The following is a 13,135-nucleotide window of genomic DNA, read 5'->3' on the forward strand; positions in this document are numbered from 1 at the left end:
AAGCACGCTAAATATATTGAAATGAAAACAAAACTATTATTTATATTAATCGTCATATTTACGAGCAATTCTTTCGCTCAAAGAATCGCTATTTTAGGAGCAATGCCCGAAGAAGTACAATTGCTCGAATCGCAATTAGAACACCCAAAAACTAAAAATATTTTAGGTTTTGAATTCAAAACGGGCAAACTCAATGGAAGAAAAGTCGTCATTGGTGAAACAGGCATAGGCAAAGTGAATGCAAGTGTCACTACTACGCTGATTATTAAGCAGTTTGCTCCGAAAGTAATTATTTTCACTGGCGTAGCAGGGGCAGTCAACCCTGACTTGAATCAAGGAGACATTTTGATTGGCAAACGTCTTTCTTATCATGATTATGGAAGGCTAAGCAATGAAGGTTTTTTGCCAAATCCAACGAGAAATCCACATACAAAAAAGCAAAATCCACAGTACTTTTTAGCTGATTCAAGTTTAATTTTTTTGGCAATTCAAGTATCACAAAACATTGATTTGCAAAAAGTTACACCAAAATCTCCTGCTCCTCATATTTCCACAGGAACAATTGTGACGGGCGATAGCTTTGTTGCTTCAAGTACTGCTGTTGATAGTTTTAGAAAAATTTATCAAGCCGATGCGACTGAGATGGAAGGTGCAGCAGTAGCTCAAATTTGTTTTCAACAAAATATCCCTTTCTTGGTTATTAGAAGTATTAGTGACAAAGCCAACGAAGCTGCCCCACTTGATTTTCAAGCATTTAAAAAAATAGCATCTGATAATTCGGCAACTTTAGTAAAAGCAATCATTCAGCAAATAAATTTTAATTAAAATAGATTTTCAAAATTAAGCTTATTACTTTTGCCCCCCACAATCTAAACAAAAAAGACTATTTTAATGACCTACGATTTCGACGAGATAATTGACAGAACCAATACTGATAGTTTCAAATGGGACAAATACAAAGACCGTGACATCATTCCACTTTGGGTGGCTGATATGGATTTTAAATCAGCTCCACCGATTATCAATGCCTTAGAAAATGTAGCAAAATCGGGTGTTTATGGTTATTGGCATACGCCTGATGAATTAATTGAGGTAGTTATCAAACGTCTTGAAAATCGACATCATTGGAAAATACAAAAAGAATGGATTGTATGGTTACCAGGAATGGTTCCAGGATTAACACTTTCTTGCTTGGTAGTAGGAAATGATGGAGATGAGGTGATGACAACCGTCCCCGTTTATGGCCCGTTTATGAGAGCTCCACTTGCTACTCGAAAAAACTTGGTAAAAGTACCTTTGCAGTTGGTAAACAATCGCTGGACTTTTGACTTTGATGCCATCCGAGCTGCCATTACACCACGCACAAAAGTGTTTATGTTGTGTAATCCATATAATCCTGCGGGAACTGTTTTTACCAAAGAAGAACTTCAAACTCTGTCTGATATTTGTATCGAACATAATATTGTGATTTGTGCTGATGAAATCCATTGTGACTTAATTTTGGATGAAACAAAAAAACATATTTCGATAGCGACACTCAACAAAAAAATTGAAAATCAGTCAATCACCTTGCTTTCTCCAAGTAAAACCTTCAATATTGCTGGCTTAGGTTGTTCGTTTGCGGTGATTCCAAATGATGAAATTCGCTCAAAATTTGCAGCAATTCGCTCAATTATTCAACCTGAAGTTTCAGCATTTGCTTATCAAGCTGCTCTTGCTGCTTATCGTGACAGTGAAGAATGGCATCAACAATTATTGGTTTATTTACGCAAAAACCATGACTTTATTTTACAAGAAATGAATACCTTCAAAGGTTTCAAAATGCAGCCTCTCGAAGCAACCTATTTGGCTTGGATTGATACAAGAGAGTCAGAAATTGAAAACGTTGCTAAAATCATTGAAGATGCTGGAGTTGCCATTTCGGAAGGAGGGATGTCTTTTGATGGAAAAGGTTTTATTCGACTTAATTTTGGTACACAAATGCGAAGATTAGAAGCCGCTATTTGGCGAATGAGAAAGGTTCTTTTTTAATGAAAGATACTAGATTTGAGATACTAGATTTGAGAAAAATATAAATTCGTATTTCATATCTCAAATCTTATGCCTCAACTCCTGTATCACACGTCTCGTATCTCAAATCTAGTATCTCGTATCTCAAATCTAGTATCTCGTATCTCAAATCTCATGCACGAAATAGAGCCAACTTATCATTGGCAGAAATATTACCAAGCTGAAAAAGACCAAAAATCACCCTTTTATGGGCGTAATTATGGGAATGTGTACGAAAATACTATTTATGGTTATTATATTGACCCATTTTGGGACGAAATTGGCTCTGAAACTTTATTTTGCAAACTCTTGATTGTTGATTATAATAATTGCTATGCCATTATCGAGCTTTTTGGTGAATGGAATGATACACTGCACAATGACATCATGTTCTTAAAACGAACAGTCATTGACCATTTGACGAAAAAAGGCATTAATCAGTTTATTCTCATTGGCGAAAATATCTTTCAGTTTCACGGTGGAGAAGAAGATTATTACGAAGAATGGTTTGAAGATGTGGAAGATGGTTGGATTGCAGCAGTTAGTTTTCGGGAATTTGTTATAGCTGAATTTAAGCGTTATCATTTAGATTCATATATCAACTTTGGCGGTACATTACAAATTGATAATTGGAGAACTTTGAAACCCAATCTATTTTATGAATTAGTTAAAGGGTTGATTTTGAGGAGATTAATTTGAGATACGAGAAAAATATAATCTCGTATCTCAAGTCCCATATCTTGTATCGAAAAATTACTTCATCAACTTCCTATCTTTTAGCCAATCTTCCATGCGAGATGCCCATGTTTCTACTGGTCCTCTGCCTTTTTTCGTGAGTCCATAGCCATGGCCGCCTTTTTCATAAATATGCATTTCAACAGGCACTTTATTTTTCTTACAAGCTAAAAAGTAAGAGATACTATTTTCAGGTTGTACACCATCGTCGGTTGTACTTATTAAGAATGTTGGAGGAGTATCTTTTGTTACTTGCTTTTCGTTAGAATAAAGCTCCATTTTTTCGACTGTTGGATTTTTGCCAATCAAATTGTCTCTCGAACCAAAATGCGTAAACTTATCACTAAAAGTAATTACTGGGTAAATCAACAATGAAAAATCTGGACGAACACTCACATTTGCGTCGGTGATTTCGCCTACTTGCGAAGTAAAATGTGTTGAAGCTGTTGAAGCTAAATGCCCACCTGCCGAAAAGCCCATGATACCAATTTTATCTACTGAAACACCATACTTTGCTGCATTTTTACGAACAATTCTCATTGCTTGCTGGGCATCTTGTAGGGGACGAATTTCTTTGTTTTCAAACAAATTATCTTGTGGTAAACGATATTTTAAGACAAAAACATTCATTCCACGTTCATTAAACCATTTAGCAATATCATAGCCTTCGTGGTCAATCGCCAAAATACCATAGCCTCCACCTGGACAAATGATTACAGTGGCATCAGATGTTTGTTTTTTGGCTTTAAAGAAATACAAGGCTGGTTGGGTCACATCTTTGACACGAGTGATACCATCGGTGGTTTTTGAATCTTCAGGAATTTGAACACCCGCTTTCAAGCCAGGTGTGCCTTCAGGATAAAGCAAAATTGTTTCGTTTCCTTGAGCAAAAGTTTTTGACAAGATAGTCATTAGAAATAGAGTGAATAAAAGGTTTTTCATTGTTGAAAAAAGACGTATCCAAAACGTCAATAGTTTTTATGGTTGATAGATTAAATACAAAGTTGAAAAAAAATATTGTTTCACGAAGTTTTTCCGACAATATTGTAAAAAGTTTTATAAAATATGCCAATTGAGTTTCAATATTGCCTTCAATTCTTTCAGATGATTTCTCCATTAAAGGATGAAAGCATTGCTGCTGTTTTGTCTATTCTTTCTCAAGAAAGTTTTGCTAAAAAAGAATTTTTAGTTCGACAAGGTGATATTTCTACAAAATTATATTTTGTTTATTCAGGATGTGTACGTGAGTTTTTTGAAGATGCCAATGCCAATGAAGTCAATACTTGGTTTGGTTTTGAAAACTCTATAGCTATTTCAACCTATAGTTTTTTTTCTCAGAAACCAAGTTTGACACATATACAAGCCATTGAAGATTTAAAGACAATTGTTATTAAATATGAAGATTTACAATGCCTTTTTGACCAATTTCATGACATCGAACGACTCGGAAGGCTTATTGTAGAGCAGTATTTAGTGCAAATTGAAGAAATGAAAATTATCCTTCAAACCCTTTCTGCTCGTGAACGCTACGAATACATTATTAATAATAAACCTGAAATTATCCAACGAATTCCATTAAAATACCTTGCTTCTTTCTTGGGAATTCAGCTCGAAACTTTGAGCAGAGTTAGAAATCAGAAATAATAATATAGTTTATTAAGCTAAACTTACCAAGCCTGATACATTATAACAATTTTCTAAGAAATCATCCGACGTGGTACGTTTATTAATTATCCAGATTATTAAAATTTCTTGTCAAATCAGTTATTTCTTTTGTTTCAAGATTGACGTACTCGAAGCGACGAATTTCATTAAATGAACCCATGTCGCTATCGCTATTGATAAGAATTGCTCCCATCAAAATAACATATTTGCAATTATATTTGGTTGCTTTGGCCAGTTCTAATATTCTTTTGTCAATTGCTTCATAAATTACTTCAGTAGCCTCTTTTATTGGAATTTCTGCCGTAATAATCCGTTGTTTTTCTTTCAATAATATCTGCTCAATCGTGTTCATTTGATAATCCATTTCTGTGATATTACCCTCTTCTACAAGATTATTGACCAACTTATTTAAAGCCCCTTTTGCTGCACCACAACAACCAGAATTCTTACTTTGTCCAAAACGATGAATTTCACCGATTGCACCATTTTTTGAAACACCAATATGTGGCCCATAATAAATAAAAACCGCACCTTCATCAGGTACATGGCTTGCAAATGCCCCCATTCCAGTTAAACCTGTGAATGGAAAACCATCTAAGCCTCCCATTTTAAATGGCCCTAAAAACTCTTGCGTTCGAGCTGGGTATTGAATGCTATTGACATCATCACTGCAAATACTATCAGCAAGCATGATTTGTGATGGTTCTAAATCAAGTACTCCCTCAACAAAATCAATCAATTTATTTACACCATCTATGGTTGTGATAGCATTGGGGTAATACTTACGAATAATGTTTAGTTTTTCTCTTTTCTTCATAAAAATTTATAGGATTATATTATTTTTTGGTTGTAAAGCAGGTGGTAAATCGGTTTCGCCAAGCATTTCTCTTAAATCAATTTCGATGGTTCGACTCATTTGCGAAATCGGCACATCATTGGCACTTCCTTCAAAGGGATTTTCGGTACTTTCTCCAACTTGTTCGAGCGAAGTATAAACCCATGAAATCAATACACTGAAAGGAACTACCAGCCAAACCATGTTTCCTTTCATCAAACCTTCCATCGAATCATTGAGTTTTTCAAACTCTTTGAGCATACCAAAAGGCAATAAAATGCAGAATAATTTAATAAAAAGTGAATTAATCGTAGCAAATTGACGTGGATAGGGAAAGTTTTTAATACGTTCTGACTTTCCTTGATTATCAAAAAAATCACGAATCATTTTTTCCATTTCTAAAAATCTAAAATTATCTAATGAACCTTCCTCGACCAATTCTTTTAAGGTTTTAGACTGTAAACTCAGCAACTGAGCGGCTCTATTTTTGGTGCTTAAAATATATTTTTGTTCGTCATCTGTTAAATATTTCGATAATTCGGCCTCCAATGATGTCTCTTTTTCTGGAATGATATAAAATTCCTTGTACTCTTTGTTATAAGATTTATTGCCTGTTTCCCACGCTCTACTATCTCGCATCTGATACCGCAAGGCAGTCAACCAAGCAAAGTGACGGTAGATCAGCTCTTTGGTTTTTGCGGGATTGCCAACCACAAAGTCTCGGCTCATTGTTCCCCACGCTCGACTGCTGTTCAGAATCGCACCCCAAATTTGACGAGCTTCCCAAGTACGACTATAGGTTTGTGTATTTTTAAAACCCACAATAAACGCCGTAGCAGTACCTAACAAAGCAACGACTGTCCAAGGAATAGCGAGCCATTTCAAGCCTAATACTTCGTATAAAACTGTGGGAATAACTCCGACAAATATCAGTTTATAAATATTTCTTCTTGTCCAGAGAAGAAATTCCTTTAGTTTGTATGAACTTCCTGCGTGCATTTTTTAATTATTATCTGTTTTTGATGAAAATTTACTAATAAGAATACCGACTAAAACCACTGAGTAAAACTGCCCAATGATGCCGAAAAGGGAGGTGATTAACTTGGTGACATGAGTATTAGGAGTAATATCGCCAAAGCCAATACTGGTGATGGTAATACTACAAAAATAAACCAAATCCATGTAAACCGCCGAGGTGCTTGTCATATCAATACCTTTGATAGATTGAGAATTATTATAGAAAAATATCTGCATCAAGAAAACATTAACTTCTATCAACAAAAAATAGCCACATGCCGAAGCCGAAATAATATCACTATTGATATAGCTTGGTTTGATTAAAAATTTGATAAGCTCCAAAAAGATGTATAAAAAGAAAAGTACATAGACTGCACTTATGATTGTCATTAACTCTGGTGAGTTTTTTTTGATAAATGACAAACTCACTGGCAAAGCTAAGACTAACAGAAACAAACAATTTTTGATTATTTTTTTAAATCGACCTTTTTCCATAAAAACACCCACACTTGCAATACCTACAATAATCATGTTGATTGGCCATATAATTTTTACGTAGAAATCCATATCCTTCAATATAATGCCTACAAAAAGATGCTGGATTAAGGCAAAAAGTAATATTTCGTATTTATTCTGTTTAAAAAAATGCTGCATTGATTTCATTAATTATTGATTGGAAAGCGAGTGTTGCATAACGAAAGACTTAAAAAGTTAAAATTTTACTGAAAATGTTTCCTAAGCTTGTTTAAGACTAATAAATATATCATTCGGTATCATAATGGGGTGAAATAATTTTAGAATGGTGATGTATCCAATAAATTAGGCACTTTTTCTTATTATTTGCAAATTTCTCATTCCAAATCAATTATTCAACTATACTCAAAACCATTTTTTTGACATTTATCAAATAATAGTTCCAAGAAAATAATGCTATTTTGGGTCAATATTTACTCAACCTCTCTTACAACTATGAAAAAAAACCTCCATTTTTTTAGCTTCTTGCTAATTTCTTCCACACTTTTTGCCCAAAAAGACGTACAAAAACGCATTCAAACCCAATTCATTATGGCAGAAAATGGCTCAACCATTATGCTTGATGAAGGTTCTTTTACATTTACAGGAAGCCTTTCAATGGAAGGAAAAAAAAATATAACCATTAAAGGAAAAGGCAAAGACAAAACTATTTTGTCTTTCAAAGGACAGACAGACGGAGCTGAAGGAATTAGGGTTTCAAATGCCGAAAATATTACGATTGAAGACCTAACAGTACAAGATTCTAAAGGCGATGCTGTAAAAACCATGAACGTAATTGGTATCACATTCCGCAATGTAAAAACTGAATGGACAGGAGAACCAAAAGCAGAAAATGGTTCTTATGGACTTTATCCAGTACAATGCGAAAGGGTATTGATTGAAGGTTGCGAAGCCATTGGAGCATCGGATGCGGGCATTTATGTGGGACAATCGAAAGATATAATTGTTAGAAAATCAAGAGCTTATCATAATGTGGCTGGAATCGAAATCGAAAATTCACTCAATGCCGAAGTTTATGAAAATGAAGCAACCGAAAATACAGGTGGAATTTTAGTTTTTGATTTGCCCGATTTAATTTTAAAAAAAGGCGGTTATACCAAAGTTTACAACAATAATGTTCACCACAATAATTTCTTAAATTTTGCTCCAAAAGGAAACATTGTTGGTAAAGTTCCTGATGGAACTGGAGTGTTAATTTTGGCTGCCAATCATGTAGAAATATTTAACAATCAAATCATTAATAACAAATCAATGGGTGTTGGCGTTATTAGTTATTTCACTACTGAAAATCCAATTAAAGACCCATCTTACTATCCATATTCAGAAGCAATCAGCATTTATGATAATGTTTTTGAACGTGAAAAAGTAAAAGCTACACATAAAGGTAGATTTGGGCAAATTTATAAGTTTAAATTACGTTTTGGTAAAAATGTTCCGCATATCTTGTGGGATGGAATAGTTGATGCAAAAAATCCAAATCCTATCATTTGTATCAAAAACAATAAAAATGAATCATTTGCCAACATGGATGTTGAACATGATTTCAAGAATATCTCTCGTGATGCAAGTTTATACTTGTGTAAGTGATAAAATAATGAAAAAATTAAGCATTTTAATCATTTCTTTAAGCATTTTTGCTTTATCGGCTTTTAATCAAAAAACTGATAATGAGGCTACTATGCCTAAAGAAAAACTATCTGACTATCATTTTTTTGAAGGAAATGGTTCGGAGCAAAAGCCAGTGACGGGAGTATATCCTTATTCGCTCAATACGCCTTTATTTACTGATTATGCTGAGAAACTTCGTTTTATAAAACTACCTGATAATCAGACAGTTGCGTATAATGATAAAGAAGTTTTGGATTTTCCTGTTGGCTCAACTATTATCAAAACTTTCTATTATCCCAACGATTTTAGGAAACCAGAATTAGGTAGAAGATTGATGGAAACTCGACTGCTGATTCATGAAGAAGATGGTTGGAAAGCTTTAGATTATGTTTGGAATGATGAACAAACCGAGGCATTTTTAGAAGTGGCAGGGGATACAAAAGAAGTAAGTTATATTGATGCCAACGGTAAAAAGAAAAAACACGAATACGGAATTCCGAACATTAATCAATGCAAGGGCTGTCATAATCGTAATGAAAAAATGTCACCCATTGGCCCCTCAGCAAGACAATTAAATGGAGAATATACTGCCTGGAATATGCCAAAATCTTCTGATAATCAACTGATTAATTGGCAAAAATTAGGCATTCTAACAAATCTTCCAGCAATTGAAAATGTTCCTAAAACACCCGTTTGGAACAAACCCGAAACTGGTAGTTTAGATGCTCGTGCCAGAGCTTGGTTGGATATCAATTGTGCTCATTGCCATCGTTTGGGTGGCCCAGCTCAAACTTCAGGCTTAAATTTAAGTATTTATGAAACCGATCCTATTGCTAATGGAATCATGAAAACGCCCGTAGCAGCAGGACGTGGTTCAGGTAATCTAAAATTCGACATCGTACCAAGTAAACCTGACGAATCAATTATCGTTTATCGCATGGCATCTACCGACCCAGGCGTGATGATGCCCGAAGTTGGTCGAAAAACTACACACAAAGAAGGTGTTGAACTTATCAAAGAATGGATTAAGGCAATGAAATAGATGCAAGATATGAGACAGGAGATTCGAGTAATAACTTGAATTTTCCATTTTATTTTCCAAATTTCATACTAAATCCATCGCTTTACCCTATTTTTTTCTCTTTCTGTCAAAAGGAAGTACAGTAGCTTTTTTATAATCATTAAGTTTGTTCATCAAATTTAATATTTATGAAAAAGCTATTTATTTTATTGATAATCAGTCTATTACTTTCTTCAAATATTGAAGCTCACCCCGGAATTGGCATCGTCAAAAATTCCAAAGGAGAGATTTTCTATTCAGACTTATCTCAGGTCTGGAAAGTTTCAAACGGTGGGAAAACAAAGACAGTTATTGTACCAAATGTCCATACGCACGAACTCCACCTTGACTCCAAAGACAATCTTTATGGTGAGCATCTTTGGTATGAAGGGGAATCTACTAACAAATGGGGGCATTTTGCTTGGAAATATAGTGCCGATGGCAAGTTTTCAAAAGAAATCCCAAATACCGAAGGCTTTCTGAGTAATTATAGTTTTACTCGTGATGTCGATGAAAATATGTATTGGATAGAGCGAGGAAAAATAGAAAGTCTTTTGATGAAAAAAACAAAAACAGGTGAGGTTTCAATCTTACAAAACTTCAAAACTATTGATGTTCGTTGGCAATTTTGTCAGAAAGATGGTACTTTTTATTATGTCGATGACAATGATTTATACAAAATAAAGGACAAAAAAATAGGCCTCGTGGCCAAAGATTTGGATGATGTAGAAGGGAATAATCCCTTACGAAAACCTAACCACAGCATTTATGGAATCTGTGACGATAAAGCAGGAAACATTTATGTAACAGTTTATGAAAAAAGAGAAGTTCGTAAAATTTCACCCACTGGCAAAATGTCAATCATATATAAAAGTCCACTGACATGGCACCCAACTGGTGGTGTTTTTGATGAGAATGCCAATCTTTGGGTGTTGGAAAACAATGCATTAAATCAGGTCAGAGTCATTCGAGTAGCAAAAGTAGATTTGGCAGAGACTGTTGCTAATAAATCTAATGATAACTCATTGATTTTCAATATTTTACACTTCTTTTTAGGAATTTGTTTAATTACTCTATTGATAAAAAAATATCGTTTTACAAAGGTTTTAAACCCAATTATTTCTACTTTATTTTTTATCTTTTTAACCTATTAATCTTTACTTTTATAAAAATCAACGTTTAGCAGTGATGAAAATCAATCAACTAAAATATTGGTTAATTCCGACTTTTTGGATAGTCGTTAGTATATTGATGTTTGCACAAGAATATTTGTCGAATCAAATACGGAATTTGCCTTTCGACTGGGTTTCGAGCATTGTGTTTAAATTCAAATGGCTTTTATATATTCCAATTACTTTTTTGGTTTTTTATATTGGCAAAAAACTCCCCATTCAAAAGCCACAAATTGTTCAAAGATTATTAGTTCACAAAGTTATTTCACTGTTAATCAGTACATTAGCTGTATTTGTATATGCTTTATTCCTAACCCTATTATTTAATTTTGTTGGAGATAAAAAGCCATTTACAGATATGTTTCGAAAAGTAGTTTCAACTTCCTTCTTGAACGAATTTATTAATTATTGGCTAATTTTAGCAGTTTACCATGGTATAAAAATTTTTGAAAATTACCAGCAATCTCTTGTAGAAAAGGCAAGGCTCGAACAACAACTTTCGGACACAAAACTTAACGCACTAAAAATGCAATTACAACCGCATTTTTTGTTTAACACACACCACAATATCATTGGTTTGATGCAGAAAGGTGATACCGAAAAAGCAACAAAAATGCTGATGAAACTAAGTGATTTATTAAGATTGAGTCTCAAAGAAACCAATGATGATTTATTTCGTTTAAAAAATGAAATTCATCTTTTACAACTTTATTTAGATATACTAAAAATTCGTTTTGAAGAGCGATTAGACTATAATATATTGATAGACAGTGAATTACAAGATGCTTTTGTGCCGCCAATGTTGCTTCAACCCATTGTTGAAAATGCCATAAAATATGGTATTGAGCCTTTTGCCAAGCATGGAATCATAGAAATTTCGGCCTCAGGTAAGCAAAAACAATTGATGCTTTCTGTAAAAGACAATGGCATTGAAACTTTTACTGATTTTAAATTTGGTATTGGTTTGATGAATACACAAGAGCGTTTGAAAAATCTTTTTGGAGATGAAACGAATCTCAATATTGCCAGCAATTATCCAAATAATGGAATAACAGTTACCATCACTTTACCTCTTTTGAAATGACTTATAAAGTTTTAATCGCCGATGACGAGTCTATTGCCAGAGAAATCTTGCAAAAACAATTGCAACGTTATACGCAAGTGGAGTTGGTAGCAATTTGTAAAAATGGAAATGAAGCTTTAGTAGCTATTGAGAAAAACGAACCTGATGTTGTTTTTTTAGATATTCAAATGCCTGAATTGAATGGAATTGATTTAGTTAAGAATCTGAAAATCAATAAATTACCATTGGTTATTTTTGTTACTGCTTATGATAATTATGCGATTCAAGCTTTTGAAGCAAACGCTATTGATTATTTACTAAAACCATTTGATGAAGAGCGTTTCGACCGAATGTTTCAAAAAGTTTTAAAGCAATTAGAATTGACAAATAAGCAAGAATTTACAGCAATTTTTGAGAAATATGGGCAGTTTTTTCAGCAAATTTCACAACCTACTTATGCCGAAATCGTAACGGTAAAAGACGGAGGCAGAATTCAATTATTAAAAACCGCCGACCTTATTTATATCGAAGCCGATGGAAATTATATTTCGCTCCACACCGAAAAATCAAAGTATTTGCTTTCCGAAACATTGGCTCATTTTGAAACGAGGCTAAATCCAAAAACCTTTGTACGTATTCATCGCTCGACTATCGTTAATCTGAATTTCATCAAAGAAATTCAGTCACATTTCAATGGCGATTACTCGGTTATTCTGAAAAATGCCAAGGTTTTAAGAATGAGTCGTAACTTTAAAGATAATTTAATTCGTTGATTATCAATTATTTACAAAATGAAAAAGCTATTTTTACTTTCCCTATCTCTTTTTCCACTTAACATCTTTGCTCAAAAAAATGTAGGTGGAAACTGTGAAAACTGCGAATTGATTTTTGCTGGAATGCCTAAAAACTTATCGTGGCAAACAAGCATCGCTAATGAAAATGAAGCAGGTGAAAGGCTTGAAATTAGTGGAACAATTTATAAAAAAGATGGCAAAACGCCAGCTGTAGGCATCATTTTATATGTGTACCATACTGATGCAAAAGGAGAATACACACCCTCAGCAACACAAGAAAATGCTCGTAAACATGGACATTTGCGAGCTTGGATAAAAACTGATACTGACGGCCGATATAAATTTTATACGATTCGTCCTGCGGCTTACCCTAACCGCAAGTTTGCAGCTCATATCCACCCAATTATCAAAGAGCCCAATAAAAATGAATATTGGATTGATGAATATCATTTTGATGATGATTCTTTATTGACGGAGCAAGAAAGAGCAAATTTTCAAAACCGTGGAGGTTCGGGCATCATCAAACTAAGCAAAAACGAAAAAGGCGTTTGGATTGGAAAACGAGATATTATTTTAGGGAAAAACATTCCAAATTATGAATAA

14 protein-coding genes are annotated in these 13,135 nt (G+C 33.9%); 10 read left to right on the forward strand and 4 right to left on the reverse strand.

Annotated elements, in window-relative coordinates; genetic code table 11:
• Window positions 1-21: 21 nt before the first annotated feature.
• The 3 genes from ACQUQZ_RS04755 (at window position 22) to ACQUQZ_RS04765 (ending at window position 2,748) form a co-directional block, all read left to right on the forward strand.
• Window positions 22-825 carry a 5'-methylthioadenosine/adenosylhomocysteine nucleosidase gene (locus ACQUQZ_RS04755; protein WP_435353608.1) on the forward strand — a complete coding sequence of 268 codons (804 nt, stop codon included), beginning with the start codon at window positions 22-24 and terminating at the stop codon, window positions 823-825.
• 66 nt (window positions 826-891) lie between these two features.
• Window positions 892-2,031 (forward strand): MalY/PatB family protein, encoded by a 1,140-nt coding sequence (locus ACQUQZ_RS04760; protein WP_435353609.1) that lies wholly within the window; start codon window positions 892-894, stop codon window positions 2,029-2,031.
• A gap of 153 nt (window positions 2,032-2,184) precedes the next feature.
• Window positions 2,185-2,748, forward strand: coding sequence for a hypothetical protein (locus ACQUQZ_RS04765; protein WP_435353610.1), 564 nt, complete (start codon window positions 2,185-2,187; stop codon window positions 2,746-2,748).
• A gap of 54 nt (window positions 2,749-2,802) precedes the next feature.
• Here ACQUQZ_RS04765 and ACQUQZ_RS04770 read toward each other — a convergent pair whose 3' ends face one another.
• Window positions 2,803-3,696 (reverse strand): alpha/beta hydrolase, encoded by an 894-nt coding sequence (locus tag ACQUQZ_RS04770; protein ID WP_435353611.1) that lies wholly within the window; start codon window positions 3,694-3,696, stop codon window positions 2,803-2,805.
• A gap of 192 nt (window positions 3,697-3,888) precedes the next feature.
• On the opposite strand from ACQUQZ_RS04770, the gene ACQUQZ_RS04775 reads away from it, so the two are divergent.
• Window positions 3,889-4,428: a Crp/Fnr family transcriptional regulator gene (locus ACQUQZ_RS04775; protein WP_435353612.1), complete on the forward strand. Its 540-nt coding sequence runs from the start codon at window positions 3,889-3,891 to the stop codon at window positions 4,426-4,428.
• An 82-nt stretch (window positions 4,429-4,510) separates the two neighbouring features.
• Here the strand turns inward: ACQUQZ_RS04775 and ACQUQZ_RS04780 are convergent, their stop codons facing one another.
• From ACQUQZ_RS04780 to ACQUQZ_RS04790, 3 genes are read right to left on the reverse strand one after another with little or no spacing between them, the layout of a single operon-like run.
• Window positions 4,511-5,266, reverse strand: a complete 756-nt coding sequence (locus tag ACQUQZ_RS04780) for a hypothetical protein (protein WP_435353613.1) — start codon at window positions 5,264-5,266, stop codon at window positions 4,511-4,513.
• Between the two features lie 6 nt (window positions 5,267-5,272).
• The gene (locus ACQUQZ_RS04785) at window positions 5,273-6,283 is read right to left on the reverse strand and encodes a bestrophin family protein (protein ID WP_435353614.1); all 1,011 of its coding nucleotides are present in this window, start codon (window positions 6,281-6,283) and stop codon (window positions 5,273-5,275) included.
• Between the two features lie 3 nt (window positions 6,284-6,286).
• A complete protein-coding gene (locus tag ACQUQZ_RS04790) occupies window positions 6,287-6,955 on the reverse strand; it encodes a potassium channel family protein (RefSeq protein WP_435353615.1) in 669 nt (222 codons plus the stop codon).
• A 315-nt stretch (window positions 6,956-7,270) separates the two neighbouring features.
• Here ACQUQZ_RS04790 and ACQUQZ_RS04795 point away from each other — a divergent pair, with 315 nt between their 5' ends.
• The 6 genes from ACQUQZ_RS04795 (at window position 7,271) to ACQUQZ_RS04820 (ending at window position 13,135) form a co-directional block, all read left to right on the forward strand.
• On the forward strand, window positions 7,271-8,422 hold the full coding sequence (locus ACQUQZ_RS04795) for a parallel beta-helix domain-containing protein (protein ID WP_435353616.1): 1,152 nt from the start codon (window positions 7,271-7,273) through the stop codon (window positions 8,420-8,422).
• A 7-nt stretch (window positions 8,423-8,429) separates the two neighbouring features.
• Entirely contained in the window at window positions 8,430-9,485 is a 1,056-nt protein-coding gene (locus ACQUQZ_RS04800; protein WP_435353617.1) for an SO2930 family diheme c-type cytochrome, read from the forward strand.
• Between the two features lie 167 nt (window positions 9,486-9,652).
• Window positions 9,653-10,657 carry a hypothetical protein gene (locus ACQUQZ_RS04805; protein WP_435353618.1) on the forward strand — a complete coding sequence of 335 codons (1,005 nt, stop codon included), beginning with the start codon at window positions 9,653-9,655 and terminating at the stop codon, window positions 10,655-10,657.
• A 34-nt stretch (window positions 10,658-10,691) separates the two neighbouring features.
• Complete coding sequence (locus ACQUQZ_RS04810) at window positions 10,692-11,759, forward strand: sensor histidine kinase (RefSeq protein WP_435353619.1); 1,068 nt, start codon at window positions 10,692-10,694, stop codon at window positions 11,757-11,759.
• On the forward strand, window positions 11,756-12,511 hold the full coding sequence (locus tag ACQUQZ_RS04815) for a LytR/AlgR family response regulator transcription factor (protein WP_435353620.1): 756 nt from the start codon (window positions 11,756-11,758) through the stop codon (window positions 12,509-12,511). The genes ACQUQZ_RS04810 and ACQUQZ_RS04815 overlap by 4 nt, the downstream gene beginning before the upstream one ends.
• An 18-nt stretch (window positions 12,512-12,529) precedes the next feature.
• Window positions 12,530-13,135, forward strand: coding sequence for an intradiol ring-cleavage dioxygenase (locus tag ACQUQZ_RS04820; protein ID WP_435353621.1), 606 nt, complete (start codon window positions 12,530-12,532; stop codon window positions 13,133-13,135).

The sequence above is a fragment of the Emticicia sp. SJ17W-69 genome, assembly GCF_051209875.1.
GTDB lineage: Bacteria > Bacteroidota > Bacteroidia > Cytophagales > Spirosomataceae > Emticicia.